The organism is Pseudomonas brassicacearum (assembly GCF_003732175.1).
Lineage (GTDB): Bacteria > Pseudomonadota > Gammaproteobacteria > Pseudomonadales > Pseudomonadaceae > Aquipseudomonas > Aquipseudomonas brassicacearum_G.
Genome location: NZ_MOBI01000015.1, coordinates 87,391 through 113,576, shown reverse-complemented (window position 1 = coordinate 113,576; position 26,186 = coordinate 87,391). Strand labels below are relative to the sequence as shown.

Annotated in this window: 25 protein-coding genes and 1 other RNA gene; 22 read left to right on the top strand and 4 right to left on the bottom strand. The window is 59.7% G+C overall.

The features are described from left to right. The first annotated feature begins 48 nt into the window (after positions 1–48). The 5 genes from petA to BK658_RS13870 all read left to right on the top strand — a co-directional run bounded on the left by petA (position 49) and on the right by BK658_RS13870 (position 3,833). Entirely contained in the window at positions 49–642 is a 594-nt protein-coding gene (petA, locus tag BK658_RS13890; protein ID WP_019693575.1) for a ubiquinol-cytochrome c reductase iron-sulfur subunit, read from the top strand. Further along, on the top strand, positions 642–1,853 hold the full coding sequence (locus BK658_RS13885; RefSeq protein WP_054595702.1) for a cytochrome b: 1,212 nt from the start codon (positions 642–644) through the stop codon (positions 1,851–1,853). The genes petA and BK658_RS13885 overlap by 1 nt, the downstream gene beginning before the upstream one ends. Next, on the top strand, positions 1,853–2,635 hold the full coding sequence (locus BK658_RS13880) for a cytochrome c1 (protein WP_123582762.1): 783 nt from the start codon (positions 1,853–1,855) through the stop codon (positions 2,633–2,635). Before BK658_RS13885 ends, BK658_RS13880 begins: the two co-directional genes overlap by 1 nt. A 150-nt stretch (positions 2,636–2,785) precedes the next feature. Then, complete coding sequence (locus BK658_RS13875; RefSeq protein ID WP_103319119.1) at positions 2,786–3,403, top strand: glutathione S-transferase N-terminal domain-containing protein; 618 nt, start codon at positions 2,786–2,788, stop codon at positions 3,401–3,403. 16 nt (positions 3,404–3,419) lie between these two features. Further along, complete coding sequence (locus tag BK658_RS13870; protein ID WP_054595704.1) at positions 3,420–3,833, top strand: ClpXP protease specificity-enhancing factor; 414 nt, start codon at positions 3,420–3,422, stop codon at positions 3,831–3,833. A gap of 52 nt (positions 3,834–3,885) precedes the next feature. Here the strand turns inward: BK658_RS13870 and BK658_RS13865 are convergent, their stop codons facing one another. The 4 genes from BK658_RS13865 to BK658_RS13850 form a co-directional block, all read right to left on the bottom strand. Then, a complete protein-coding gene (locus tag BK658_RS13865) occupies positions 3,886–4,464 on the bottom strand; it encodes a BON domain-containing protein (RefSeq protein ID WP_123425021.1) in 579 nt (192 codons plus the stop codon). Continuing rightward, positions 4,461–5,054: a phosphoheptose isomerase gene (locus tag BK658_RS13860; protein ID WP_007904374.1), complete on the bottom strand. Its 594-nt coding sequence runs from the start codon at positions 5,052–5,054 to the stop codon at positions 4,461–4,463. The genes BK658_RS13865 and BK658_RS13860 overlap by 4 nt, the downstream gene beginning before the upstream one ends. Before the next feature lie 101 nt (positions 5,055–5,155). Beyond that, positions 5,156–5,518 (bottom strand): YraN family protein, encoded by a 363-nt coding sequence (locus tag BK658_RS13855; RefSeq protein WP_019693569.1) that lies wholly within the window; start codon positions 5,516–5,518, stop codon positions 5,156–5,158. Next, a complete protein-coding gene (locus tag BK658_RS13850; protein ID WP_123582761.1) occupies positions 5,518–7,329 on the bottom strand; it encodes a penicillin-binding protein activator in 1,812 nt (603 codons plus the stop codon). Before BK658_RS13850 ends, BK658_RS13855 begins: the two co-directional genes overlap by 1 nt. Positions 7,330–7,537: 208 nt before the next feature. Here BK658_RS13850 and rsmI point away from each other — a divergent pair, with 208 nt between their 5' ends. The 17 genes from rsmI to ftsZ all read left to right on the top strand — a co-directional run bounded on the left by rsmI (position 7,538) and on the right by ftsZ (position 26,144). Next, positions 7,538–8,410, top strand: coding sequence for a 16S rRNA (cytidine(1402)-2'-O)-methyltransferase (gene rsmI, locus BK658_RS13845; protein WP_123582862.1), 873 nt, complete (start codon positions 7,538–7,540; stop codon positions 8,408–8,410). Positions 8,411–8,485: 75 nt separating this feature from the next. Then, an RNA gene (gene rnpB, locus BK658_RS13840) (RNase P RNA component class A) lies at positions 8,486–8,839 on the top strand. A 496-nt stretch (positions 8,840–9,335) separates the two neighbouring features. Beyond that, on the top strand, positions 9,336–9,791 hold the full coding sequence (gene mraZ, locus BK658_RS13835) for a division/cell wall cluster transcriptional repressor MraZ (protein WP_019693566.1): 456 nt from the start codon (positions 9,336–9,338) through the stop codon (positions 9,789–9,791). Then, positions 9,788–10,735 carry a 16S rRNA (cytosine(1402)-N(4))-methyltransferase RsmH gene (gene rsmH, locus BK658_RS13830; RefSeq protein WP_019693565.1) on the top strand — a complete coding sequence of 316 codons (948 nt, stop codon included), beginning with the start codon at positions 9,788–9,790 and terminating at the stop codon, positions 10,733–10,735. The genes mraZ and rsmH overlap by 4 nt, the downstream gene beginning before the upstream one ends. After that, complete coding sequence (gene ftsL, locus BK658_RS13825; RefSeq protein ID WP_054595708.1) at positions 10,732–11,025, top strand: cell division protein FtsL; 294 nt, start codon at positions 10,732–10,734, stop codon at positions 11,023–11,025. Before rsmH ends, ftsL begins: the two co-directional genes overlap by 4 nt. Then, positions 11,025–12,764: a peptidoglycan D,D-transpeptidase FtsI family protein gene (locus tag BK658_RS13820; protein ID WP_185019830.1), complete on the top strand. Its 1,740-nt coding sequence runs from the start codon at positions 11,025–11,027 to the stop codon at positions 12,762–12,764. The genes ftsL and BK658_RS13820 overlap by 1 nt, the downstream gene beginning before the upstream one ends. Further along, positions 12,764–14,227, top strand: a complete 1,464-nt coding sequence (locus BK658_RS13815) for a UDP-N-acetylmuramoyl-L-alanyl-D-glutamate--2,6-diaminopimelate ligase (RefSeq protein WP_123582759.1) — start codon at positions 12,764–12,766, stop codon at positions 14,225–14,227. The genes BK658_RS13820 and BK658_RS13815 overlap by 1 nt, the downstream gene beginning before the upstream one ends. Continuing rightward, complete coding sequence (locus tag BK658_RS13810) at positions 14,220–15,587, top strand: UDP-N-acetylmuramoyl-tripeptide--D-alanyl-D-alanine ligase (protein ID WP_123582758.1); 1,368 nt, start codon at positions 14,220–14,222, stop codon at positions 15,585–15,587. Before BK658_RS13815 ends, BK658_RS13810 begins: the two co-directional genes overlap by 8 nt. Further along, entirely contained in the window at positions 15,587–16,669 is a 1,083-nt protein-coding gene (gene mraY / locus BK658_RS13805; protein WP_123582757.1) for a phospho-N-acetylmuramoyl-pentapeptide-transferase, read from the top strand. The genes BK658_RS13810 and mraY overlap by 1 nt, the downstream gene beginning before the upstream one ends. A 5-nt stretch (positions 16,670–16,674) precedes the next feature. Next, the gene (gene murD / locus BK658_RS13800; RefSeq protein WP_123582756.1) at positions 16,675–18,021 is read left to right on the top strand and encodes a UDP-N-acetylmuramoyl-L-alanine--D-glutamate ligase; all 1,347 of its coding nucleotides are present in this window, start codon (positions 16,675–16,677) and stop codon (positions 18,019–18,021) included. Then, on the top strand, positions 18,018–19,235 hold the full coding sequence (gene ftsW, locus BK658_RS13795; RefSeq protein WP_123582755.1) for a putative lipid II flippase FtsW: 1,218 nt from the start codon (positions 18,018–18,020) through the stop codon (positions 19,233–19,235). Before murD ends, ftsW begins: the two co-directional genes overlap by 4 nt. After that, positions 19,225–20,295, top strand: coding sequence for an undecaprenyldiphospho-muramoylpentapeptide beta-N-acetylglucosaminyltransferase (gene murG / locus BK658_RS13790; protein WP_054595715.1), 1,071 nt, complete (start codon positions 19,225–19,227; stop codon positions 20,293–20,295). Before ftsW ends, murG begins: the two co-directional genes overlap by 11 nt. Continuing rightward, positions 20,288–21,748, top strand: coding sequence for a UDP-N-acetylmuramate--L-alanine ligase (gene murC, locus BK658_RS13785; protein ID WP_123582754.1), 1,461 nt, complete (start codon positions 20,288–20,290; stop codon positions 21,746–21,748). The genes murG and murC overlap by 8 nt, the downstream gene beginning before the upstream one ends. Further along, a complete protein-coding gene (locus BK658_RS13780; RefSeq protein ID WP_123582753.1) occupies positions 21,745–22,713 on the top strand; it encodes a D-alanine--D-alanine ligase in 969 nt (322 codons plus the stop codon). The genes murC and BK658_RS13780 overlap by 4 nt, the downstream gene beginning before the upstream one ends. A 4-nt stretch (positions 22,714–22,717) precedes the next feature. Further along, on the top strand, positions 22,718–23,584 hold the full coding sequence (locus BK658_RS13775) for a cell division protein FtsQ/DivIB (protein ID WP_054595718.1): 867 nt from the start codon (positions 22,718–22,720) through the stop codon (positions 23,582–23,584). A 14-nt stretch (positions 23,585–23,598) separates the two neighbouring features. Next, the gene (gene ftsA / locus BK658_RS13770) at positions 23,599–24,861 is read left to right on the top strand and encodes a cell division protein FtsA (protein WP_019693553.1); all 1,263 of its coding nucleotides are present in this window, start codon (positions 23,599–23,601) and stop codon (positions 24,859–24,861) included. Between the two features lie 89 nt (positions 24,862–24,950). Beyond that, entirely contained in the window at positions 24,951–26,144 is a 1,194-nt protein-coding gene (gene ftsZ / locus BK658_RS13765; RefSeq protein WP_054595719.1) for a cell division protein FtsZ, read from the top strand. The last annotated feature ends 42 nt before the right edge of the window (positions 26,145–26,186 follow it).

Here is a 26,186-nt window from a genome sequence, read left to right as displayed (position 1 = left end):
AGTAGATGCCTGATTTAACAGGCCACAAAGCTGATGGGAGAGGACTGAATGAGCAATGACGGCGTGAATGCAGGCCGGCGTCGCTTCTTGGTAGCAGCCACATCCGTGGTGGGTGCTGCAGGAGCGGTGGGGGCTGCGGTCCCGTTCGTGGGGTCATGGTTTCCCAGTGCCAAGGCGAAAGCCGCAGGTGCACCGGTGAAAGTGAATGTCAGCAAAATCGAACCAGGTCAGCAGATGATTGCTGAATGGCGCGGTCAGCCGGTATTCATCGTCCGCCGTACGCAGGAGATTTTGGGGAATCTTGCAAAGATCGAGGGTGACCTCTCTGATCCAGACTCCAAGAATTCGGTACAGCCAACTTACGTGGACCCCAAGACACGCTCGATCAAGCCGGAAGTTCTGCTGCTGATCGGTATTTGCACGCACTTGGGTTGCTCTCCGACCTTCCGCCCAGAAGTAGCGCCTGCCGATCTCGGCCCGAAATGGGTAGGTGGTTATTTCTGCCCTTGCCACGGTTCCCACTACGATCTGGCTGGCCGCGTCTTCAAGTCGCAACCCGCGCCTTTGAATCTGCCAGTTCCCCCGCATTCCTATGAGTCGAACGACATTATTGTCATCGGCGTCGATACGGAGAAAGCGTGATGAGCAAGTTCATGGATTGGGTTGATGCGCGCTTTCCTGCCACTAAAATGTGGGAAGACCATCTCAGCAAGTACTACGCCCCGAAGAACTTCAACTTCTTCTATTTCTTTGGCTCCCTGGCGCTGTTGGTTCTGGTTAACCAGATCGTAACCGGCGTCTGGCTGACCATGAGCTACACCCCGTCGGCGGAAGAGGCATTCGCCTCCGTCGAATACATCATGCGCGACGTCGAGTACGGCTCGATCCTGCGTCTGCTGCACTCCACCGGCGCTTCGGCGTTCTTCATCGTGGTTTACCTGCATATGTTCCGTGGCCTGCTCTACGGTTCGTACCAGAAACCGCGTGAGTTGGTGTGGGTCTTCGGCATGCTGATCTACCTGGCACTGATGGCTGAAGCCTTCATGGGCTACCTGCTGCCGTGGGGTCAGATGTCCTACTGGGGCGCCCAGGTGATCATCTCGCTGTTCGGTGCGATTCCGGTCATCGGTAACGACCTGACCCAGTGGATCCGTGGTGACTACCTGATTTCGGGCATCACCCTGAACCGCTTCTTCGCCCTGCACGTCGTGGCCTTGCCGATCGTGATTCTCGGTCTGGTGGTGCTGCACGTTCTGGCGCTGCACGAAGTCGGCTCGAACAACCCGGACGGCGTGGATATCAAGAAACACAAGGACGAAAACGGCGTACCGCTGGACGGCATTGCCTTCCACCCGTACTACACCGTGAAAGATATCGTCGGCGTGGTGGTGTTCCTGTTCATCTTCTGCGCGATCGTGTTCTTCTTCCCGGAAATGGGCGGTTACTTCCTCGAGAAGCCGAACTTCGAAGTGGCGAACGCCTTCAAGACCCCGGAACACATTGCCCCGGTCTGGTACTTCACCCCGTTCTACGCGATTCTGCGTGCGGTTCCGGACAAGCTCCTGGGCGTTGTGGCCATGGGTGCTTCGATTGCCTTGCTGTTCGTCCTGCCCTGGCTCGACCGTAGCCCGGTCAAGTCCATGCGCTACAAGGGCTGGCTGAGCAGGATCTGGCTCTGGGTGTTCTGCATCTCCTTCGTGATTCTTGGCTGGCTGGGCGTCATGGCGCCTACCCCGGAGCGTACGTTGCTGTCGCAGGTCTGTACCTTCCTGTACTTCGCCTACTTCATTCTGATGCCGTTCTACACCAGGCTCGAGAAGACCAAACCGGTTCCGGAAAGGGTGACTGGCTGATGAAAAAGCTATTTGCTGTACTGATTCTTGCTGCGTTGCCTGTCTTGTCCTTCGCGGCCGAGCACGGCGGTCCAGAGCTCGAAAAAGTCGATATCGACGTCTCCGATAAAGCGGCAATGCAAGATGGCGCGCGTACGTTCGCCAACTACTGCATGGGTTGCCACAGTGCCAAGTTCCAGCGCTATGAGCGTGTTGCCGACGATCTGGGGATTCCTCACGATCTGATGCTGAAGAGCCTGGTGTTCACGGGCGCCAAGATCGGTGACCACATGAGCATCGGCATGCAGCCGGCAGACGCCAAGTCCTGGTTCGGCGCTGCGCCGCCCGACCTGACGCTGGTGGCTCGCGTTCGTGGTACTGACTGGCTCTACGGTTACCTGCGGTCGTTCTATGAAGACCCGTCTCGTCCTTGGGGTGTGAACAACAAGGTGTTCCCGAACGTCGGTATGCCTAACGTTCTGGTCGGCCTGCAGGGTCGTCAGGTGATAGGCTGCAAACAAGTTCAAATCGTCGACGACGGCAAGAAGCAGTATGATCCGCTGACCGGCACGAAGCTGACTCATGAAGCGTGCGATCAGTTGACCATCGTGCCAAAAACCGGTGCTCTGAACGAAGAGCAGTTCGACGAGAAGGTCAAGAATCTGGTGACCTTCCTGGCCTATTCGGCCAACCCGGTGAAGCTGCAGCATCAGCGCATCGGTACCTATGTGTTGCTGTACCTGGCGTTCTTCTTCGTATTCGCTTATCTGCTCAAGCGTGAATACTGGAAAGACGTGCATTGATAAAGCTTTAAGTAATTGCTGTTAATCGCGCGCGCCCAAGGGCGTCTCTGAACGTGTAACGAGTCTGGTCATCCAGACGTTACGGGAGACGCCCTCTGGGCGCGCGCGTTTTTCCGCTTCCGATAATTTCAACAAGCGAGGAGGACCGCCATGGGCGTGACCAATCGGTTGGCCTGTTACTCCGACCCCGCCGACCACTATTCCCACCGAGTGCGTATCGTACTGGCAGAGAAGGGTGTCAGCGCCGAGATCATCAGTGTGGAGGCGGGTCGTCATCCGCCAAAGCTGATCGAAGTGAACCCTTACGGCAGCTTGCCCACCCTGGTCGATCGTGACCTGGCGTTGTGGGAGTCGACCGTGGTGATGGAATATCTGGATGAGCGTTACCCGCATCCACCTTTGCTGCCGGTTTATCCGGTGGCGCGTGCCAACAGTCGTCTGCTGATTCACCGTATTCAGCGTGACTGGTGTGTTCTGGTGGATCTGATTCTGGATTCGCGGACCAAGGAGCCGGCACGTGTGCAGGCTCGCAAGGAATTGCGTGAGAGCCTGACTGGCGTTTCGCCGCTGTTCGCCGACAAGCCGTTTTTCTTAAGTGAGGAACAAAGTCTGGTGGATTGTTGCCTACTGCCAATACTCTGGCGCTTACCGATTCTGGGTATTGAACTGCCGCGGCCTGCCAAGCCGCTGCTTGATTACATGGAGCGCCAGTTTGCGCGTGAGGCTTTCCAGGCGAGTCTGTCTGGTGTCGAACGCGATATGCGCTGAGGCTTAAGGAGCCGCTATGAACTCCAGTCGACCTTATTTGGTCCGTGCGCTCTATGAGTGGATTGTGGACAACGATTGCACCCCGCACCTGCTGGTCAATTCCGAGTATCCGTCGGTGCAGGTGCCGCAAGGCTTTGCGAGCGACGGACAGATTGTCCTGAACGTATCGCCTGCGGCGGTGCGTCATCTGCACATGGATAACGATGCGGTCAGCTTTGAAGGGCGCTTCGGTGGCGTGCCGCATACGCTGTACGTGCCTATCGCTGCGATCCTCGGCATTTACGCTCGGGAGAACGGTCAGGGCATGGTGTTCGATCTGGAATCGCCTATGGAAGACGAGGAAGAGATCGAGCCGGATGATGATCTTCCACCACCCGACAGCGAGCCACCGCGTCCCAGCGGCCGGCCAAGCTTGAAGGTAGTGAAGTAATAAAAAAGGCGATCCGCAAGGATCGCCTTTTTTATTACGTAGGAGCTGTAGATCAGTCGATGTACTCGAACAGCTTCACAATCTTCTGTACGCCAGAAACACCCTGTACCAGGTTGGTGGCCTGGTCTGCTTCCTGTTTGGTCAGCAGGCCCAACAAGTAGACGATACCGTTCTCGGTCACGACTTTGATGCGCGAGCCCGGGATGCTGGCGTCGGCGATCATCTGGGTTTTGATCTTGGTGGTCAGCCAGGCATCGTTATTGCGGGCCAGTATCGACGAAGGCTGCATCACTTGCAGTTCGTTGTGCACGGTCTTTACCCGCTGAACCGCAGCGGCGGCTTGTCCGGCCAGTTCCTTGAGGTCGGGGCGTGGCGTTTGCCCGGCGAGCAGCACCACACCGTTGAAGCTGGTGACGATGATGCGCGAGCCTTTATCCAGGTCCGGGCTGGCCTTGGCCACGTTCACGCCGACCTTGGTTTCGATCAGGGAGTCGTCGATCTTGCTGCCGAAGGTGCGAGTGCCGCGATCGTCTTCAATGGGGGCGTCGCGGGTCGCGGTGAGTACCGAGGTGCAGCCGCTGATGCCCAGGCTTAGAGTCAAGGCCAGAAGGCCAAGGCGATTAAGGGTCATTCTTCACTCCCGAACAATTGGCTGTCGATCAAGTCGCAAAGACAATGGATCGCCAGCAGGTGGACTTCCTGAATGCGTGCAGTGACATTGGCCGGCACGCGTATTTCGACGTCTTCGGGCAATAACAGCGATGCCATGCCGCCGCCGTCGCGTCCGGTCAATGCTACGACAATCATTTCGCGATCATGTGCGGCCTGGATCGCTTGAATAATGTTTGCCGAGTTGCCGCTGGTGGAAATCGCCAGCAGCACGTCGCCGGGTTGGCCGAGCGCGCGGATCTGTTTGGAGAAGATTTCGTTGTAACTGTAGTCGTTGGCGATCGAGGTGATCGTCGAGCTGTCGGTCGTCAGTGCAATCGCCGGCAAGCTCGGGCGTTCGCGCTCGAAGCGGTTGAGCAGCTCGGAGGAGAAGTGTTGTGCGTCACCGGCTGAACCGCCGTTGCCGCACGAGAGCATTTTGCCTTCGTTGAGCAGGGCGTTGACCATCACCTGGCTGGCTTGCTCGATGTGCGGTGCAAGTACGTCCATCGCCTGTTGCTTGGTATCGATACTGGCCTGAAAAAGCTGGCGAATTCGCGATTGCATGTCCATCTGTGTGACCTTAAGTAGCGCGGCTTGGTGGCACAGCAATGTGCAGCCCGCAAAGCAAAGAGCAAAAGTGTTGAGTGAAGATCGGCCTTGCCTTTGAGCAGTCAGCTGTCAAAGGCGTTCCTTAGCCAGTTCAAATGAGCTGCGCTGCCGTCTATGGCAACTACGTCGAAACGGCAGGGGGAGTTGGCCCAGCGCGACTCGCGCTGCAGAAAATACTGCGCGGCGAGTATCAATTTCTGACGCTTGCGCGCATCGATACTGCCGAGCGCGCCACCCCATTGGGTGTTTTGTCTGTAGCGGACTTCGACGAATACTACTGTATCGCCGTCAAGCATGACCAGATCAAGCTCGCCGCGTTTACACAACCAGTTCTGCGCCAGGAGGCGCAGACCTTGTTGTTGGAGATGCTTGAGCGCCTGGCTTTCGGCATCTCGACCACTTTGTTGGCGTGACCTGTCGGGCATCAGCGCGGCGTGTCGGGCAGGCGTTGAACCTGGCCATTGATGAACTGTGCCCATGGCAGTTGACGCTGAACGCGTTGCGATGAGGTCATGCTCAGGGTGCCCGACTGACCTTCGATGGTGCTGTCTGGCAGTGCCTTGAGTTGGCCCAGGCGCGGCGCCAGGCGATAGGCGTCGACACCCATTGCGTAGAGGCGGCCCAGGCTGCCCGCAGCTTGTGGCCATTGAGCGGTCACTTGTCTGCGCAGCGGGTCGTTGGCGTCCAGCAGCCATGGGGTTTCGCAGAAGCGAACGCCGTTCATGTCGTTGTACTGGTTCTGGTCGCCGCTGGCGCTGAATACGTGGGACGTGGCGTAAACCGGTACGTCACCTGCGTATTGGAAGTTCAGCGTTGGCTTGATCTGCTGGGCTTGCTGCGGTGTCGAGGCGAGGAAAATGAACTCGATGTCCTGGCGGCGCGAAGGCTGTGCAGCCACCTGCGAGCCTACGGTGCTTTGCAGGCTCTTGGCGCGACCTTCGCTCTGACGCAACTGGAACAGGTCGGCGATTTGCTGGGCCAGGGCCACCGGCTGATCAACGCGTTCAATGCCCACGACGGTGCCGCCGTTAGCTTCCCAGTCCTGGCGGAAGGCTTTGAGCACGCGATCGCCCCATTCGCCTTTCGGCACCAGGGCAGCGGCGCGGTGCAGGCCGTCGGCGCGTGCCCGACGGGAAACTTCGCGGGCTTCGTCTTCGGCAGCCAGGCCGAACTGGAACAGTTGGGGCGGACCTTGTTCGCCTTCGCTGTAGTTCAGCGCCAGCGTGGTGATCGGCAGTTGCGGGCGAGTGCTGAGTTGTTTGACCAGTGGTTTTTCCAGCGGGCCGATGACCAGTTGCACGCCGTCGGCTTGTGCCTTGCGATAGAAGTCGTCCAGCGAGGTCAGGTGCGAGCTGTCATAGAACTCGATGGCAGGCGGTTTCTGCCCGGCTTGTTGAGCCTGGTAGTGAGCGGCCATGAAACCTTCGCGCAGTGCCTTGGCGACCGACGCCAGCGGACCGTCTTGCGGCAGCAGCAGGCCGATCTTGCTGATCGGTTGGCTGGCCAGTTCCTTGAGTTTGGTCAAAGGCAGTGGCAGCACCAGTGCAGCAGGGTGTTTAGGGTGCTGGGCGCGCCAGTTGTCGATGGCGGCCTGCTGCTGTTCCAGCGTAGCGGCGTTTTTCACCGCCACGGCCAGGCTCATCCAGCCGCCGAGGTCATCGGTGGTGATGGGTTGCAGTTGATCGGTCGGCAAGGACGCAATGAGTGCCCAGATGGCCTCGTGGTTTTTACTGGCCGCGTCATCCTTGAGCAGTGGGGCGATAAAGATGCGTTCGCGGGCGGCGGCCAGGGTCTGGCCATCGGCTTCAAGGGCGCGGGCATGGACGGTGCCGGTGCGTACTTGCTGCTCGACCGGCATCTCGCCCAGGTGTTGCTGGCTCGGATGGCTCAAGGCGGTCAGTGCTGCCTTGGGCTGGTTGCGAGTCATCGCCAGTTCGGCGGCCAGGGTGCTGGCGTACACCTGTTGGCCGGGTTTCAACTGGTCCATTGGGACCTGCTGAAGGATTTGTGCCGACTGGCCGGCATTACCCTGGCGGTAGGCCAGGTCTGCCGCGCTCAGGCGCAACAGGGCGGCCTTCTCCGGCGTTTTGCTGGTGGCGGCCTGTTCGAGCAATTGCTCGATACTGGCATCCGCAGTCCGTGGAAGTTCGCCAAGGCTGGAGGAGGGCGAGCTGGTGCAAGCCGCCAACAGAGCAGCGAGGCAGAGGGCAGAGAACAGCCGCAGGCAAGCGATCATGTAATGTTCCTGATACTCGATCAAATTAGCGTGGAATTGTACCCAAGCGCTGGCCGGGGCGCGATGTTACTGGCGTGAAACCTTCAATTTAGGTCGTGTAAATGTTACGACGATCAACAAAAGGACGTGGAGCAAGATGATCGCTGCGCGTATTCAAGGCACTTCTACGCGCTACAATGCCGGTTTTACCGATCATGAGGTGTGCGCTTTGACTGCTCCAGGTGCTTTGAATTCCGTTGCTGGCTCGCTTTATGTGGTGGCGACGCCTATCGGCAACCTGGATGACATCAGTGCGCGGGCGCTGAAAATCTTGCGTGACGTGGCGTTGATCGCGGCTGAAGACACTCGTCACTCCTTGCGGTTGCTGCAACATTTCGGGATCGCCACGCCGCTGGCGGCGTGTCATGAGCACAATGAGCGCGATGAAGGCAGTCGCTTCATCACGCGTTTGCTGGCCGGTGACAATGTCGCGCTGATCTCCGATGCGGGAACGCCGCTGATCTCTGATCCGGGTTATCACCTGGTGCGTCAGGCGCGGGCGGCAGGTATCAATGTAGTACCGGTTCCCGGTGCCTGCGCGCTGATTGCGGCCTTGTCTGCGGCAGGGTTGCCGTCTGACCGATTCATCTTCGAAGGCTTTTTGCCGGCCAAGGCGGTGGGGCGACGTGCGCGTCTGGAGTCCATAAAGGAAGAGCCACGTACGTTGATCTTTTACGAAGCGCCGCACCGGATTCTCGAGTGCTTGCAGGACATGGAGCTGGTATTCGGTGCGGAGCGTCCGGCGCTGCTCGCTCGCGAGCTGACCAAAACCTTCGAAACCCTCAAGGGGCTGCCGTTGGCCGAGTTGCGTGCATTTGTCGAGAACGATAGCAATCAGCAGCGCGGCGAGTGTGTGGTGTTGGTGGCCGGCTGGTCGGCGCCGGAGAGTGAGGAGGCGGTGAGTAGCGAGGCGATGCGCATTCTCAATCTGCTGCTCGAGGAAATGCCACTCAAGCGTGCTGCGGCGTTGGCGGCGCAAATTACCGGTGAGCGCAAGAACGTTCTCTACCAGGTGGCCCTGGATAAACAGAAAGGCGAGTAAAAACGCGGGTTGTAGAGCGGCAAAAGGCTTTTATCGCTTGTTCTTCGGGCTCTCTGCCGTTAACCTTTGCGGCGGAGAGTCGATTGGACAGTCGCTGCCCTCTATGAAAATTAGGGGGGGGAGGAAAGTCCGGGCTCCATAGGGCGAAGTGCCAGGTAATGCCTGGGAGGCGTGAGCCTACGGAAAGTGCCACAGAAAATAACCGCCTAAGCACTTCGGTGCCGGTAAGGGTGAAAAGGTGCGGTAAGAGCGCACCGCACGACTGGCAACAGTTCGTGGCTAGGTAAACCCCACTTGGAGCAAGACCAAATAGGGTCCCAAGGCGTGGCCCGCGCTGGGACCGGGTAGGTTGCTAAAGATGTCCAGTGATGGCCATCGTAGACGAATGACTGTTCAAGACAGAACCCGGCTTATAGATCGACTCTCCACCTTTTTGTTCCTTCGGCTTGAATTTTTGGCGGAAGGACGTGGTAATACTGATTGGCCATCTGCTGAACCCCTGGCAGAGGCTCCGATACAGTAGCGATTACCCTCCCTGCTTGAATCAGTGGCAGAAGGGCTTTGTAATACCGATTAGCCAGCGCTTGAACCGCTAGTCGCATCACCCGGGTAGTGGCCAATTCCCTCCCTGCTTGAATCAATAGCAGAAGCGCATTTGTAATACCGAAAAAATCTTACTCTTAACAAATCACTTTAACTTCTGAACGTAGCCTTCAGTGCTGCTTCAAGTTATTGAACAAAATCATCCGCCAAATACTCGTAACCCCTTCTTTTGCAGCGCTAAATCTCCGATCTGTAAGGGTTTTCCTTCAATCCGTGCCTTGACGGTGTGGTGGGCGCATTCCTATAGTGTGCGCAAGTGGCGGAAAGTGGCATGAAGTGGGTTTTTTAAGCGTAAAACGCTAAAATTTGGAGAAACGCTGACGTGTTTCGCGGAGCTAATGCTATCAGTCTCGATGCAAAAGGCCGTCTCGCCATGCCGAGCCGGTATCGTGACGAGCTCGTTTCGCGAAGTTCCGGGCAATTAATTGTCACAATTGATGCCGTTGATCCTTGTTTATGTGTTTACCCGCTCGATGAGTGGGAGCTGATTGAAACCAAACTGCGCGCACTGCCTTCGCTTCGCGAAGAGAACCGCCGTTTGCAACGTTTGCTGATTGGTAATGCCGTCGACCTCGAGCTCGATGGCAGTGGTCGTTTTCTGGTTCCACCGCGTCTGCGCGAATACGCCAAATTGGATAAGCGCGCGATGCTGGTAGGCCAACTGAACAAGTTCCAATTGTGGGACGAGGATGCCTGGGATGCGGTTTCTGCTGCTGACCTGGCTGCTATTCAACAACCGGGCGCTATGCCTGATGAACTGCGTGATTTGATCCTGTGACTATTGATAGCGGCTTTAACCACATCACCGTACTGCTTGACGAAGCCGTTGAGGCTCTCGCCGTACGCCCTGATGGCTGCTATCTGGATGGCACGTTCGGGCGCGGCGGGCATAGCCGCCTGATTCTCAGCCAGCTCGGTCCCGATGGTCGGTTGCTGGGGTTCGACAAAGATCCTCAGGCGATTGCCACCGGGCAAACGCTAGCGGCCGAAGACGGCCGCTTTGTCGTTGTACAGCGCAGCTTTGCCGAGCTTGGTTCGGAAGTTGCCGAACGCGGTCTGGCCGGCAAGGTCAGCGGCGTTCTGCTCGATCTGGGCGTGTCTTCGCCACAGCTCGACGACCCGGAGCGTGGCTTCAGCTTCCTCAATGACGGCCCGCTGGACATGCGCATGGACCCGTCTCGCGGGATCAGTGCGGCAGAGTTCGTCAACACCGCACCCGTCGAAGAAATCGCCCGCGTGTTCAAGGAATACGGCGAAGAGCGTTTCTCCGGTCGTATGGCCCGTGCCGTGGCCGAGCGCCGCGATATCAAGCCCTTCGAACGCACTGGCGATCTGGCTGAAGTCCTGAAAGTCGCCAACCCTGCCTGGGAGAAGGGCAAGAACCCGGCTACCCGCGCGTTCCAGGGCCTGCGAATTCACGTCAACAACGAGTTGGGCGATCTTGAGACCGGCCTCGAAGCCGCGCTTGAAGCTCTCGAAGTGGGCGGTCGCCTGGTGGTGATCAGCTTCCACTCGCTGGAAGACCGCATCGTCAAACAGTTCATGCGCAAACTGGTCAAGGGCGAAACCGACAACCTGCCGCGCAACCTGCCAGTACGTTTCGAAGCCTTCGTGCCGAAAATCAAGATTCATGGCAAACCGCAATTCGCTGGCGAAGCCGAGCTCAAAGCCAACCCTCGTTCCCGTAGCGCCGTCATGCGTGTCGCGGAGAAACTTCGGTGAGCAAGCTCTTCGCCAAGCCACTTCCAGGCGGAAGCTTTTTCATGCTGCTGCTATTTATTGCCGTATTGGTCTCCGCAATCGGGGTTTCCTATAGCGCTCACTGGAACCGTCAACTGCTGAACTCGCTGTACAACGAGTTGAGTGTGCGCGACAAGGCGCAGGCGGAGTGGGGCCGGTTGATTCTTGAACAGAGCACCTGGACCGCTCACAGCCGTATCGAAGTATTGGCCACCGAACAGCTGAAGATGCGCATTCCCGGCGCCGCTGAAGTGCGGATGGTGGCGCCATGATGAAACTCGAAGGGGCACTCTTTCCGTGGCGGTTTCGCGTGGTGCTTGGCTTGCTGGGTGTCATGGTGGTCGCCATCGCGTGGCGCATTGTCGACCTGCAGGTAATCGACCGTGACTTCCTGATTGGTCAGGGCGATGCGCGCAGTGTTCGACACATCCCGATCCCGGCTCACCGTGGTTTGATCACCGACCGTAACGGCGAACCGTTGGCTGTGAGTACCCCGGTCACCACCCTGTGGGCCAACCCCAAGGAAATGCAGCTGGCCAAGGAAAAGTGGCCGGCACTGGCGACTGTGCTGGGGCAGGACCCTAAAGTACTGGCCGAGCGACTCGAAGCTCAGGCGAATAAAGAATTCATCTATCTGGTGCGCGGGCTGACCCCCGAGCAGGGCCAGGTCGCGCTCGATCTGAAAGTGCCGGGCGTTTACGGCATCGAAGAGTTCCGGCGTTTCTACCCGGCCGGCGAAGTCACCGCGCACATGGTCGGCTTCACCGACATCGATGACCACGGGCGTGAAGGCGTGGAGTTGGCGTACGACGAATGGCTGGCCGGTGTCGCCGGCAAGCGTCAGGTCATCAAGGACCGGCGCGGCAGACTGATCAAAGACGTTCAGGTGACCAAAAACGCCAAGGCCGGCAAGCCCTTGGCGTTGTCGATTGACCTGCGTCTGCAATACCTGGCGAACCGTGAACTGCGCAACGCGATCATCGAGAACGGCGCCAAGGCTGGCAGCCTGGTGATCATGGACGTCAAGACCGGCGAGATCCTCGCCATGGTCAACCAGCCGACCTACAACCCGAACAACCGTCGCAACCTGCAACCGGCAATGATGCGTAACCGCGCGATGATCGACGTGTTCGAACCAGGTTCGACCATGAAAGCGATCTCCATGAGCGCCGCGATCGAAACCGGGCGCTGGAAACCGAGCGATACCGTTGAGGTGTACCCGGGCAGCTTGCAGATTGGTAAATACACCATCAAGGACGTATCCAAGACCGAAGGCCCGGTGCTCGACCTGACCGGCATTCTGATCAACTCCAGTAACGTCGGCATGAGTAAGGTCGCCTTCGATATCGGCGGCGAAACGATTTTCCGTCTCGCGCAGAAAGTCGGCCTCGGCCAGGACACCGGTCTGGGTTTCCCGGGCGAGCGTGTCGGCAACCTGCCGAACTACCGCGAATGGCGCAAGGCCGAGACGGCCACGCTGTCGTATGGCTACGGCATTTCGGTGACCGCCATTCAGCTGGTCCACGCCTTCTCGGCGCTGGCCAACAATGGCCGTATTGCACCGCTGACCCTGATCAAGACCGACAAGGCCGCGCAAACCACTCAAGTGATTCCGGAAGCCGTGGCGAAAACCATACAGGGCATGCTGCAACAAGTGATCGAAGCCCCGCGCGGTGTATTCCGTGCGCAAGTGCCGGCCTATCACGTTGCTGGCAAGTCCGGTACTGCACGTAAGACATTGGTGGGCACCAAAGGCTACGCCGAGAACTCCTATCGCTCGCTGTTCGCAGGTTTTGGCCCGATGAGTGATCCGCGTTACGCGATTGTCGTGGTGATCGATGAGCCGACCAAAGCGGGCTTCTTCGGTGGTCTGGTTTCGGCGCCGGTGTTCAGCAAAGTGATGTCCGGGACCCTGCGTCTGATGAACATCACGCCGGACAACCTGCCGCCCACCCAGCAAGCCAACGCGGCCCCGGTTATCCCTGTTAAAGCCAATGGAGGGCGTGGCTGATGTCGCTTAGCCTGAACAAGATTTTCGCCCACGCTGACCGTGATCTGTTGATTCGCGAACTGACCCTGGACAGTCGTAATGTCCGAGCGGGCGATCTGTTTCTGGCCGTCCCCGGCGCTAAATTCGACGGTCGTGCACACATTGCCGATGCCTTGCAACGTGGCGCTGCCGCAATCGCCTACGAAGTCGAAGGCGCGACCGTTCTGCCGATTACCGATGTGCCGCTGATTCCGGTCAAGGGCCTGGCCGCGCAGTTGTCGGATATTGCCGGGCGTTTTTATGGCGACCCGAGCCGTAACCTGAACCTGATTGGCGTGACCGGCACCAACGGTAAAACCAGCGTGACCCAACTGGTCGCACAAGCGCTGGACCTGTTGGGGCAGCACTGCGGCATTGTTGGCACCCTGGGCACCGGTTTCTACGGCGCACTCGAAAGCGGCCTGCACACCACGCCGAACCCGATTGCAGTACAGGCAACCCTGGCCGACCTGAAGAAGGCCGGCGCCAAAGCCGTGGCCATGGAAGTGTCCTCCCACGGCCTGGATCAAGGGCGCGTGACGGCACTGGCGTTCGATGTGGCGGTGATGACCAACCTGTCGCGCGATCACCTGGATTATCACGGGACCATGCAAGCCTATGGCGAGGCCAAGGCCAAGCTGTTTGCCTGGAACGATCTTAAGTGCCGGGTAATCAACCTCGACGACGCGTTCGGCCGGCAACTTGCGGCTGAAGAAGGTGAGTCGCGCCTGATCACTTACAGTCTCGAAGACGCCAGCGCCTACCTCTATTGCCGTGACGCGCAGTTCGACGATGAAGGCGTGCGCGCCACACTGGTGACGCCGCAGGGCGAGCACCATTTGCGCAGTACCTTGCTCGGCCGTTTCAACCTGAGCAACGTACTGGCCGCTGTCGGTGCCTTGCTCGGTCTGGATTACGCGCTGGATGAAATCCTCCACGTACTGCCACAACTTGAAGGTCCGGCCGGTCGCATGCAGCGTCTGGGCGGCGGTACTCAGCCGCTGGTGGTGGTCGACTACGCCCATACCCCGGATGCGCTGGAAAAAGTCCTGATGGCCCTGCGTCCACACGCCAAGGGCAAATTGCTCTGCCTGTTCGGTTGCGGTGGTGATCGCGATCGCGGCAAGCGTCCGCTGATGGCCGAAGTGGTCGAGCGTCTGGCTGACGGCGTGCTGGTCACCGATGACAACCCGCGCAGCGAAGACCCTGCACAGATTTTCGACGACATCCGCGCCGGTTTCACGGCTGTGGATAACGTTCGATTCGTCGCCGGCCGTGGCCAGGCGATTGCCCAGTTGATCGCCAGCGCCAGCGCGGATGACGTGATCGTGCTGGCCGGTAAAGGTCACGAGGACTACCAGGAAATCAACGGCGAGCGCCATGATTTCTCCGACCTGGTGGAGGCCGACCGTGCCTTGACCGCGTGGGAGGTGGCTCATGCTTAAAGCCTTGAAGTTGAGCGAAGTGGCGGGTCCATTGGCCGGCCGCCTGCTGACTGCCGATAGCAGCTTTGATGGCGTCAGCATCGACAGCCGGGCGATCAAGCCGGGCCAGTTGTTTGTCGCCCTGGCCGGGCCGCGTTTCGACGGTCATGACTACCTGAACGACGTGGCTGCCAAAGGCGCGGTCGCGGCTCTGGTCGAGCGTGAAGTGCTGAACTCCACGTTGCCGCAACTATTGGTCAAGGATACTCGTCAGGCCCTTGGCGAACTCGGCGCGCTGAACCGTGCTGCGTATTCGAACCCGGTCGCGGCGATTACCGGCTCCAGCGGCAAAACCACGGTCAAGGAAATGCTCGCGAGCATCCTGCGCACACGCGGTCCGGTACTGGCGACCCGTGGCAACCTGAACAATGACCTCGGCGTTCCGCTGACCTTGCTCGAACTGACCGCGGAGCACACCGCGGCTGTCATCGAACTGGGTGCTTCGCGGATCGGCGAGATTGCCTACACCGTCGGTATGACCAAGCCGCATGTAGCCGTGATCAACAACGCCGGGACCGCCCACGTCGGCGAATTCGGCGGCCCGGAAAAAATCGTTGAAGCCAAGGGCGAGATTCTCGAAGGGCTGGACGCCGATGGCGTCGCCGTTCTGAACCTCGACGACAAGGCGTTTGATATCTGGAAGAAGCGTGCCGCCGGTCGTCAGGTGCTGAGCTTTGCCCTGAACGACAGTCGTGCCGATTTCCATGCCACTGATCTGGCTCGTGACGAACGCGGTTGCCCGTCCTTCACGCTGCACAGTCCGCAAGGCGTCGAACAGGTTCAACTGAACCTGCTTGGCAACCACAACGTTGCCAATGCCTTGGCCGCCGCGGCTGCCGCGCATGCCCTGGGTGTGTCGCTGTTCGGTATCGCCACGGGGCTGAATGCAGTGCAGCCGGTCAAGGGCCGTGCTGTGGCGCAACTGGCGAGCAATGGCATGCGCGTAATTGATGACTCTTACAACGCGAACCCCACCTCAATGTGCGCCGCCGTTGATATACTCGCCGGCTTTTCCGGCCGCACCATTCTGGTGCTCGGAGATATTGGCGAGTTGGGCGAGTGGGCGGAGCAGGGGCACCGCGAGGTTGGCGCGTACGCCAGCGGCAAGGTTTCCGCGCTTTATGCTGTTGGCCCGATGATGGCGCATGCCGTCGCAGCCTTCGGTGAACAGGCTCGTCACTTTGCCAGTCAGGCTGATCTGATCGCGGCGCTGGGCGCCGAACACGATACAAACACCACTATTTTGATCAAGGGCTCGCGAAGCGCTGCGATGGAAAACGTCGTTGCGGCTTTGTGCGGTTCGAGCGGGGAGAACCATTAATGCTGCTGTTGTTAGCGGAGTATCTGCAACAGTTCTACAAAGGCTTCGCGGTCTTTCAGTACCTGACCCTGCGCGGGATTCTCGGTGTGCTGACCGCGTTGTCGTTGTCGCTGTGCCTGGGTCCTTGGATGATCCGCACGTTGCAGAACCGCCAGATCGGCCAGTCTGTCCGTAATGACGGCCCGCAATCGCACTTGTCCAAATCGGGCACTCCGACCATGGGCGGCGCACTGATTCTGACCGCTATCGGCGTCAGCACCTTGCTTTGGGCAGACCTGCACAACCGCTATGTGTGGGTCGTGTTGCTGGTCACGCTGTTGTTTGGTGCCGTGGGCTGGGTCGACGATTACCGCAAAGTCATCGAGAAGAACTCCCGTGGCTTGCCGAGCCGCTGGAAATACTTCTGGCAGTCGGTGTTCGGTCTGGGCGCGGCGATCTTTCTTTATATGACTGCACCCAGCGCGGTTGAAACGACCTTGATCGTGCCGATGTTCAAAGACGCCAGCATCGCGCTCGGCATTGGCTTCGTGGTCCTGACCTACTTCGTGATCGTCGGCTCCAGCAACGCGGTCAACCTGACTGACGGCCTCGACGGCCTGGCGATCATGCCAACCGTGATGGTCGGCGGCGCGTTGGGGATCTTCTGCTACCTGTCGGGTAACGTGAAATTCGCCGAATACCTGCTGATCCCTTATGTACCGGGCGCAGGTGAGCTGATCGTGTTCTGCGGCGCGCTGATCGGCGCCGGCCTGGGTTTCCTCTGGTTCAACACGTACCCGGCTCAAGTCTTCATGGGCGACGTCGGCGCACTGGCGCTGGGCGCGGCCCTGGGCACCATCGCCGTGATCGTCCGTCAGGAAATCGTCCTGTTCATCATGGGCGGTGTGTTCGTGATGGAAACCCTGTCGGTGGTCATTCAGGTTGCTTCTTTCAAGCTGACCGGTCGCCGCGTGTTCCGCATGGCACCGATTCACCACCACTTTGAACTCAAGGGCTGGCCCGAGCCACGCGTGATCGTCCGTTTCTGGATCATCACCGTGATTCTCGTGCTGTTCGGCCTTGCCACCCTGAAGCTGAGGTAGAACAAGTGTCTCTGATCGCTTCTGACCACTTCCGCATCGTTGTCGGCCTCGGCAAGAGCGGCATGTCCCTGGTTCGCTTCCTGGCGAACCGGGGCGTGTCGTTCGCTGTCGCCGATACGCGGGAAAATCCACCGGAGCTGGCCACGCTGCGTCGTGACTACCCGCAGGTGGAAGTGCGTTGTGGCGAGCTGGATGTCGAATTCCTCTGCCGTGCCGACGAGCTCTACGTGAGCCCGGGCCTGGCCTTGGCGACTCCGGCCCTGCAAGCGGCGGCTGCCCGTGGCGTGAAGCTGTCGGGTGATATCGAATTGTTCGCACGTAACGCGAAGGCGCCGATCGTTGCCATTACCGGCTCCAACGCAAAAAGCACCGTGACCACGCTGGTCGGCGAAATGGCGGCAGCGGCCGGCAAACGTGTGGCGGTGGGCGGAAACCTTGGTACTCCGGCCCTCGATCTGCTGAGCGATGACGTCGAGCTGTACGTGATGGAACTCTCCAGCTTCCAGCTGGAGACCACCGATCACCTGGGCGCCGAAGTGGCCACTGTGCTCAACGTCAGCGAAGACCATATGGACCGTTACAGCGGACTGCCGGCGTATCACCTGGCCAAGCACCGGATCTTCCGTGGCGCGAAGCAAGTGGTGGTCAATCGTCAGGATGCGCTGAGCCGTCCGTTGATGAGCGAGGGCCTGCCGTGCTGGACCTTCGGGCTGAACAAACCGGATTTCAAGGCCTTTGGTCTGCGCGAGGAAAATGGCGAGAAGTATCTGGCCTTTGAATTCCAGAACCTGATGCCGGTGCGCGAGTTGAAAATTCGCGGCGCGCATAACCAGTCCAACGCCCTTGCGGCTTTGGCCCTGGGGCACGCGGTGGGCCTGCCGTTCGACGCCATGCTTTCGAGCCTGCGCACTTTCGCCGGGCTTGAGCATCGCTGCCAGTGGGTCCGCGACCTGAACGGCGTGAGCTACTACAACGATTCAAAAGCCACCAACGTTGGCGCCGCTTTGGCTGCTATCGAAGGCCTGGGTGCAGATATCAAAGGCAAGCTGGTGCTGATCGCCGGTGGCGACGGCAAAGGTGCCGAGTTCAAGGATCTGCGCGATCCGGTCGCGGCCAACTGCCGCGCCGTGGTGTTGATGGGCCGTGACGCAGAGCTGATTGGCCAAGCCATCGGCGATGCCGCGCCACTGATTCGCGTCAATTCGCTGATCGAAGCGGTCGAGCAATGCCGCGCTATCGCCCAACCAGGCGATGCCGTGCTGCTGTCGCCGGCGTGCGCCAGTTTAGACATGTTCAAGAACTACGAAGAGCGTGGGCACCTGTTCGCCCAGGCCGTGGAGGACTTGGCATGAGCCTGAGAAATATCATCAAGCCGTACCCGTCGCCGATCATCACCGGGCGCGGTATCGACCTCGACTTCCCGATGCTCGCCGGTTGCCTGGCGTTACTCGGCCTGGGACTGGTCATGATCGCTTCGGCATCGTCCGAAGTGGCGGCGGTGCAGTCAGGCAGCGCCCTGTATTACATGGTTCGCCACCTCATTTACATCGTGCTCGGCCTCGGTGCCTGCGTCATCACCATGATGATTCCGATCGCTACCTGGCAACGCCTGGGCTGGCTGATGCTGATCGGTGCATTCGGGTTGCTGGTGATGGTGATCGTCCCGGGGATCGGCCGTGAGGTGAACGGTTCGATGCGCTGGATCGGTTTCAGTTTCTTCAACGTCCAGCCTTCCGAGATTGCCAAGGTCTTTGTGGTGATCTACCTCGCCGGTTATCTGGTGCGTCGGCAGAAAGAAGTACGCGAAAGCTGGATGGGCTTCTTCAAGCCGTTCATCGTGTTGCTGCCAATGGCCGGCCTGCTGCTGATGGAGCCGGACTTCGGTGCCACCGTCGTGATGATGGGGGCCGCGGCGGCGATGCTGTTTTTGGGCGGCGTCGGGCTGTTCCGCTTCACCTTGATGGTGATACTGGCGGTGGTGGCGGTGGTGCTGCTGATCAAGATGCAGCCTTATCGAATGGCGCGTCTGACCACCTTCACCGATCCTTGGGCCGACCAGTTCGGTTCCGGCTACCAGTTGACCCAGGCACTGATCGCCTTCGGTCGCGGTGAGTGGCTGGGCGTTGGCCTGGGCAACAGCGTGCAGAAACAGTTCTACCTGCCGGAAGCGCACACCGACTTCGTGTTCTCGGTCCTGGCCGAAGAGCTGGGCGTGGTCGGCTCCCTGGCCACCGTCGCGCTGTTCGTCTTCGTGTGCATACGCGGCATGTACATCGGGTTGTGGGCAGAAAAGGCCAAGCAATTCTTTGCCGCTTATGTCGCCTACGGCTTGTCGTTCCTGTGGATTGGTCAGTTCCTGATCAACATCGGGGTGAACGTCGGCCTGCTGCCGACCAAGGGCCTGACCTTGCCGTTCCTCAGTTACGGCGGCAGTTCGTTGGTGATCTGCTGCGCCTGTCTTGGCTTGTTGTTGCGCATCGAATGGGAGAGTCGAACCCACTTGGGCAGCGAAGAGATGGAATTCAGCGAGAGTGACTTCGCCGAGGAGCCGACCCATGGGCGCTAACGTGCTGATCATGGCGGGCGGCACCGGTGGCCACGTGTTCCCGGCGCTGGCCTGCGCTCGCGAGTTTCAGGCGCGCGGCTATACCGTGCACTGGCTCGGGACGCCTCGCGGAATCGAAAACGAACTGGTCCCGAATGCCGGCCTGCCGTTGCACCTGATCAACGTCAGCGGCCTGCGTGGCAAGAGCAAGCTGTCGCTGCTCAAGGCACCTTTTGTATTGCTCAAAGCGATTTGGCAGGCACGTGCCGTCATTCGTCAGCTGAAACCGGTCTGCGTCCTGGGCTTTGGCGGATATGTCACCGGTCCTGGTGGCGTAGCCGCCAAACTGGCCGGTGTGCCCGTGATCGTTCATGAACAGAACGCCGTCGCCGGTACCGCCAATCGGTTGCTGGTGCCGTTGGCCGCGCGAGTCTGCGAAGCTTTCCCGGACACCTTTGCTGCCAGTGGCAGCCGGCGTACCACCGGTAACCCGGTGCGCACCGAGTTGTTCCTCGATACAGCGCGTCCAGCCCTGGCCGGACGCAAAGCGCGTTTGCTGATCCTGGGCGGAAGCCTTGGGGCAGAACCGTTGAACAAATTACTGCCTGAAGCCCTGTCGCAGGTTCCTGTTGAGCTGCGTCCGGAAGTGTTTCATCAGGCCGGTAAAAACCACGATGAAGTGACTGCCGAGCGCTATCGCACGGCCGGTGTCGAGGCGCAAGTGCAGCCTTTCATCAAAGACATGGCCCAAGCCTATGGCTGGGCTGACCTGGTGGTCTGTCGCGCTGGCGCGCTGACTGTCAGTGAGCTGGCTGCTGCCGGTCTGCCCTCGATGCTGGTGCCTTTGCCCCACGCGATCGACGATCACCAGACCCGCAATGCCGAATATTTGGCTCGTGAAGGCGCTGCCTTCCTGATGCCGCAAAGAACGACTGGCGCAGCGGATCTCGCTGCACGCCTGACAGAGGTCTTGATGCAACCGCAACGACTCAACGACATGGCTGGCGCCGCTCGTCGCCTGGCCAAACCTGATGCAACCCGCAACGTGGTCGATATCTGCCTGGAGGTGGTTCATGGTTGAAAATCAGAAAGCCATGCCGCAACCGGAAATGCGCCGCATCCGTCGCATCCACTTCGTCGGAATCGGCGGTGTGGGCATGTGCGGAATTGCCGAAGTGTTGCTGAACCTGGGCTATCAAGTGTCCGGTTCCGACCTGAAGGCTTCACCGGTGACCGAGCGTCTTGAATCGTTCGGCGCCCAGATCTTCATCGGCCACCGCGCCGAGAACAGTGCGAGCGCCGATGTACTGGTGGTGTCGAGCGCCGTGAACACTTCCAACCCGGAAGTCGCGACGGCCCTTGAGCGTCGTATCCCCGTGGTGCCGCGTGCCGAAATGCTCGCCGAGCTGATGCGCTACCGCCACGGCATCGCCGTCGCCGGTACTCACGGCAAAACCACCACCACCAGCCTGATCGCTTCGGTGTTCGCGGCCGGTGGCCTGGACCCGACCTTCGTGATCGGTGGCCGCCTGAATGCAGCGGGCACCAATGCCCAACTGGGCACCAGCCGTTACCTGATTGCCGAAGCCGACGAAAGCGACGCCAGTTTCCTGCACCTGCAGCCGCTGGTGGCTGTGGTCACCAATATCGACGCCGACCACATGGCGACCTACGACGGTGACTTCAACAAACTGAAGAAAACCTTCGTCGAATTCCTCCACAACCTGCCGTTCTACGGTCTGGCGGTGATGTGCCTGGACGACCCGGTGGTGCGTGAAATCCTGCCGTTGGTCAAACGTCCGACCATGACCTACGGCTTCAGCGAAGATGCCGACGTACGCGCCATCAATGTTCGCCAGCAAGGCATGCAGACCTTCTTCACCGTGCTGCGCCCTGACTGCGAACCATTGGATGTCTCGGTGAACATGCCGGGCAATCACAACGTACTGAACTCGCTGGCGACCATCTGCATCGCGACCGACGAGGGCGTCAGCGATGAATCCATCGTTCAGGGGCTGTCGGGCTTCCAGGGTGTTGGCCGACGCTTCCAGGTCTACGGCGAGCTGCCGGTCGAAGGCGGCAACGTGATGCTGGTGGACGACTACGGTCACCACCCGACCGAAGTCGCTGCCGTCATCAAAGCCGTGCGCGGTGGTTGGCCGGATCGCCGCCTGGTGATGGTTTACCAGCCGCACCGCTACAGCCGCACCCGCGACCTGTACGACGATTTCGTCAATGTACTGGCTGACGCCAACGTGCTGCTGCTGATGGAAGTCTATCCGGCCGGCGAAGAGCCGATTCCGGGGGCTGACAGCCGCAAGCTGTGCAACAGCATCCGCCAGCGCGGTCAGCTCGACCCGATCTACATCGAGCGCGGTGTCGACCTCGCGCCTGTGGTCAAGCCGCTGCTGCGTGCCGGCGACATCCTGCTGTGCCAGGGCGCCGGTGATATCGGTGGTCTTGCACCGAAACTGTTGAATAGTCCGTTGTTCGCGGGTGCCGTTGTCGCTCCTAACGAAGGAAAGTTGAAATGACTGCTGCCTACGCCAACCTGTTCTCGACAATCGCCCCGAAAGACTTCGGCCGTGTGGCCGTGCTGTTCGGTGGCAAAAGCGCCGAGCGTGAGGTTTCGCTGAAATCCGGTAACGCGGTGCTTGAAGCGCTGCAGTCCGCTGGCGTGGATGCGTTCGGCATCGACGTCGGCGACGATTTCCTGCAACGCCTGCTGAACGAAAAAATCGACCGCGCCTTCATCATTCTCCACGGTCGTGGCGGTGAAGACGGCAGCATGCAGGGTTTGCTCGAATGCGCAGGGATTCCGTACACCGGCAGCGGCATCCTTGCTTCGGCACTGGCCATGGACAAGCTGCGGACCAAACAGGTCTGGCACAGCCTCGGCATTCCGACGCCACGTCACGCGGTACTGAGCAGCGAAGCCGACTGTATTTTGGCGGCGACGGAACTGGGCTTCCCTTTGATCGTCAAACCGGCGCATGAAGGTTCAAGTATCGGTATGGCCAAAGTGACTTCGACAGCTGAATTGATCGAAGCCTGGAAAGCGGCCAGTACCTACGATTCGCAAGTGTTGGTCGAGCAATGGATTCAAGGTCCGGAGTTCACCATTGCGACCCTGCGTGATCAGGTGTTGCCACCGATCGCTCTGGGCACGCCACACACTTTCTATGACTACGACGCCAAGTACCTGGCTTCCGATACCCAGTACCGGATCCCGTGTGGCCTCGATAGCGCCAAAGAAAAAGAGCTCATGGACCTCACGGCAAAAGCCTGTGAGGCGCTGGGTATCGCCGGTTGGGGAAGGGCTGACGTGATGCAGGACGCCGACGGGCAGTTCTGGTTCCTGGAAGTCAATACCGCACCGGGCATGACCGATCACAGTCTGGTCCCGATGGCCGCACGCGCCGCCGGTCTGGATTTCCAGCAGTTGGTGCTGGCGATCCTGGCGGCCAGTGTTGCCAGTCACGTAGAGCCGCGAGGTTAAGACCATGCAAGGCGCCCAGCTACGTCATCAGCCATCCGCACCCGGCCGCAAGCCGGTGCCGCGGGGTGCCAGTCGAATGGTGGCCAAAGAGCCGATGTCGGTGCGCCTGCCGAAAGCCAATTTTGGTTTTCTCAAAGCCTTGTTCTGGCCCGTGCTGTTGGTCGCATTGGGGTTCGGTACTTACGAAGGTGCACAGCGCTTGCTGCCGTACGCCGATCGGCCGATCACCAAGATCAACGTGCAGGGCGATTTGAGTTACATCAGCCAGCAAGCGGTGCAGCAGCGGATCGCCCCGTACGTGGCGGCGAGCTTCTTCACCATTGACCTGGCGAGCATGCGTACCGAGCTGGAACAGATGCCATGGATTGCACACGCCGAAGTGCGTCGCGTCTGGCCTGACCAAGTGGTGATTCGCCTGGAAGAGCAACTGCCCGTGGCCCGCTGGGGTGACGAAGCGCTGCTGAACAACCAGGGGCAGGCGTTTACGCCGCGTGAATTGGCCAACTACGAACATTTGCCACAGCTGTTCGGCCCACAACGGGCCCAGCAGCAAGTGATGCAGCAGTATCAGGTGTTGAGCCAGATGTTACGGCCATTGGGCTTCTCGATTGCCCGGCTGGAATTGCGTGAACGCGGCAGTTGGTTTCTGACCACTGGCGCGGGTAGCGCGGGCCCTGGGATCGAGCTGTTGCTGGGTCGCGATCACCTGGTGGAAAAGATGCGCCGCTTCATTGCCATCTACGACAAGACGCTTAAAGAACAGATTACGAACATTGCGCGCATCGACCTGCGTTATGCCAACGGCCTGGCCGTTGGCTGGCGGGAACCTGTAGCGCCCACGACGGCCCAACGCGCTGTCGCGAAGAATTGAGAAGAGGCAGGACCATGGCAAACGTGCAAAGCGGCAAAATGATCGTCGGTCTGGATATCGGCACCTCCAAAGTGGTGGCGCTGGTAGGCGAGGTCGCGGCCGATGGCCAACTGGAAATCGTCGGGATCGGTACTCACCCCTCCCGCGGCCTGAAGAAGGGCGTGGTGGTGAATATCGAATCCACCGTGCAGTCCATTCAGCGTGCGATCGAAGAAGCGCAACTGATGGCCGGCTGCCGGATTCACTCGGCGTTCGTCGGTGTGGCCGGCAATCACATTCGCAGCCTGAACTCCCACGGGATCGTGGCGATTCGTGATCGCGAAGTCAGCTCGGCCGACCTTGAGCGCGTGCTCGATGCCGCCCAGGCCGTGGCCATTCCGGCGGACCAGCGTGTACTGCACACACTGCCGCAGGATTACGTGATCGATAACCAGGAAGGCGTGCGCGAGCCTTTGGGCATGTCCGGCGTACGTCTGGAAGCCAAGGTCCACGTGGTCACCTGCGCGGTGAACGCTGCACAGAACATTGAAAAGTGCGTGCGTCGTTGCGGCCTGGAAATCGACGACATCATTCTCGAGCAGCTGGCTTCGGCGTACTCGGTACTGACCGATGACGAGAAAGAGCTGGGTGTATGCCTGGTGGACATCGGTGGCGGTACCACCGACATCGCGATCTTCACCGAAGGCGCGATTCGTCACACCGCGGTGATCCCGATTGCCGGTGATCAGGTGACCAACGACATCGCCATGGCGTTGCGCACACCGACCCAGTACGCCGAAGAAATCAAGATCCGCTACGCCTGCGCCCTGGCCAAACTGGCCGGCGCCGGTGAAACCATCAAGGTCCCAAGCGTCGGTGATCGTCCGCCGCGCGAGCTGTCCCGTCAGGCCCTGGCCGAAGTGGTCGAGCCGCGTTACGACGAGCTGTTCACGCTGATCCAGGCCGAGCTGCGTCGCAGCGGCTACGAAGACCTGATCCCGGCCGGCATCGTGCTGACCGGTGGTACTTCGAAGATGGAAGGCGCGGTCGAGTTGGCCGAAGAGATTTTCCACATGCCGGTACGCCTGGGCGTACCGCATGGCGTCAGAGGCCTGGACGACGTAGTGCGCAACCCGATTTATTCCACCGGTGTTGGTTTGCTGATGTATGGCCTGCAAAAGCAGTCCGATGGCATTTCCTTCTCCGGGATCAGCAGCAGTCGCGATAGCTACAACAACGACGAGGCCAAGAGCCCGTTGATCGATCGCATCAAAAGCTGGGTCCAGGGCAATTTCTGAAGATTTACCGCAACACCGTGACACCGCAGCACCGTTGTACGCAGTAGGCGCAGTAGGCGAAAAAACTAGAGAATGTAAGGAGAGGGAAAATGTTCGAACTCGTAGACAACATCCCCGCAAGCCCGGTTATTAAAGTTATCGGTGTTGGCGGTGGCGGCGGCAACGCTGTGAATCACATGGTCAAGAGCAACATTGAAGGCGTTGAGTTCATCTGCGCCAACACTGATGCCCAAGCGCTGAAAAGCATCGGCGCGCGGACCATCCTGCAATTGGGCACCGGCGTGACCAAAGGTCTGGGTGCTGGCGCGAACCCTGAGGTCGGTCGTCAGGCCGCTCTGGAAGACCGCGAGCGCATCGCCGAAGTGCTGCAAGGCACAAACATGGTGTTCATCACCACCGGCATGGGCGGCGGTACCGGTACCGGTGCTGCGCCGATCATTGCCGAAGTGGCCAAGGAAATGGGAATCCTCACCGTTGCGGTGGTGACTCGTCCGTTCCCGTTCGAAGGTCGCAAGCGTATGCAGATCGCAGACGAAGGTATCCGTCTGCTGTCTGAAAGCGTCGACTCGTTGATCACCATTCCCAACGAGAAGCTGCTGACCATCCTCGGTAAAGACGCAAGCCTCTTGTCGGCTTTCGCCAAGGCCGACGATGTACTGGCCGGTGCCGTTCGCGGTATCTCCGACATCATCAAGCGTCCGGGCATGATCAACGTCGACTTCGCCGACGTCCGTACCGTGATGAGCGAAATGGGCATGGCGATGATGGGCACTGGCTGCGCCAGCGGTCCTAACCGTGCGCGTGAAGCGACCGAAGCGGCTATCCGTAACCCGCTGCTCGAAGACGTGAACCTGCAAGGTGCTCGCGGTATCCTGGTGAATATCACCGCCGGTCCTGACCTGTCTCTGGGTGAGTACTCCGACGTGGGTAGCATCATCGAAGCCTTCGCTTCCGAACACGCCATGGTCAAGGTCGGTACCGTTATCGATCCGGACATGCGCGACGAACTGCACGTTACCGTGGTTGCCACCGGTCTGGGCGCGAAAATCGAGAAGCCTGTCAAGGTCATCGACAACACCGTTCACACCTCCATGGCTTCGCAGCCACAACAACAATCCCCTGCACGTCAGGAACAGCCAGCGGTAAACTACCGTGACCTGGACCGTCCGACCGTCATGCGCAACCAGGCTCAAGCCGGTGCTGCGACTGCCGCGAAGATGAATCCGCAAGACGATCTGGACTACCTGGACATCCCGGCATTCCTGCGTCGTCAGGCCGATTGATGGAATGTATCAGGGCTATGAAGGTGATTGGTGTTCAGCAAA

What these genes read in the sequence shown, in the direction of transcription:
- BK658_RS13880 (WP_123582762.1), top strand. Translation starts at nt 1,853, where the DNA reads ATGAAAAAGCTATTTGCTGTACTGATTCTTGCTGCGTTGCCTGTCTTG.
- ftsA (WP_019693553.1), top strand. Translation starts at nt 23,599, where the DNA reads ATGGCAAACGTGCAAAGCGGCAAAATGATCGTCGGTCTGGATATCGGC.
- ftsW (WP_123582755.1), top strand. Translation starts at nt 18,018, where the DNA reads ATGAGCCTGAGAAATATCATCAAGCCGTACCCGTCGCCGATCATCACC.
- BK658_RS13780 (WP_123582753.1), top strand. Translation starts at nt 21,745, where the DNA reads ATGACTGCTGCCTACGCCAACCTGTTCTCGACAATCGCCCCGAAAGAC.
- ftsZ (WP_054595719.1), top strand. Translation starts at nt 24,951, where the DNA reads ATGTTCGAACTCGTAGACAACATCCCCGCAAGCCCGGTTATTAAAGTT.
- BK658_RS13865 (WP_123425021.1), bottom strand. Translation starts at nt 4,464, where the DNA reads ATGACCCTTAATCGCCTTGGCCTTCTGGCCTTGACTCTAAGCCTGGGC.
- BK658_RS13875 (WP_103319119.1), top strand. Translation starts at nt 2,786, where the DNA reads ATGGGCGTGACCAATCGGTTGGCCTGTTACTCCGACCCCGCCGACCAC.
- BK658_RS13820 (WP_185019830.1), top strand. Translation starts at nt 11,025, where the DNA reads ATGAAACTCGAAGGGGCACTCTTTCCGTGGCGGTTTCGCGTGGTGCTT.
- BK658_RS13775 (WP_054595718.1), top strand. Translation starts at nt 22,718, where the DNA reads ATGCAAGGCGCCCAGCTACGTCATCAGCCATCCGCACCCGGCCGCAAG.
- mraY (WP_123582757.1), top strand. Translation starts at nt 15,587, where the DNA reads ATGCTGCTGTTGTTAGCGGAGTATCTGCAACAGTTCTACAAAGGCTTC.
- petA (WP_019693575.1), top strand. Translation starts at nt 49, where the DNA reads ATGAGCAATGACGGCGTGAATGCAGGCCGGCGTCGCTTCTTGGTAGCA.
- BK658_RS13850 (WP_123582761.1), bottom strand. Translation starts at nt 7,329, where the DNA reads ATGATCGCTTGCCTGCGGCTGTTCTCTGCCCTCTGCCTCGCTGCTCTG.
- murG (WP_054595715.1), top strand. Translation starts at nt 19,225, where the DNA reads ATGGGCGCTAACGTGCTGATCATGGCGGGCGGCACCGGTGGCCACGTG.
- BK658_RS13815 (WP_123582759.1), top strand. Translation starts at nt 12,764, where the DNA reads ATGTCGCTTAGCCTGAACAAGATTTTCGCCCACGCTGACCGTGATCTG.
- murC (WP_123582754.1), top strand. Translation starts at nt 20,288, where the DNA reads ATGGTTGAAAATCAGAAAGCCATGCCGCAACCGGAAATGCGCCGCATC.
- BK658_RS13885 (WP_054595702.1), top strand. Translation starts at nt 642, where the DNA reads ATGAGCAAGTTCATGGATTGGGTTGATGCGCGCTTTCCTGCCACTAAA.
- BK658_RS13855 (WP_019693569.1), bottom strand. Translation starts at nt 5,518, where the DNA reads ATGCCCGACAGGTCACGCCAACAAAGTGGTCGAGATGCCGAAAGCCAG.
- BK658_RS13810 (WP_123582758.1), top strand. Translation starts at nt 14,220, where the DNA reads ATGCTTAAAGCCTTGAAGTTGAGCGAAGTGGCGGGTCCATTGGCCGGC.
- BK658_RS13860 (WP_007904374.1), bottom strand. Translation starts at nt 5,054, where the DNA reads ATGGACATGCAATCGCGAATTCGCCAGCTTTTTCAGGCCAGTATCGAT.
- BK658_RS13870 (WP_054595704.1), top strand. Translation starts at nt 3,420, where the DNA reads ATGAACTCCAGTCGACCTTATTTGGTCCGTGCGCTCTATGAGTGGATT.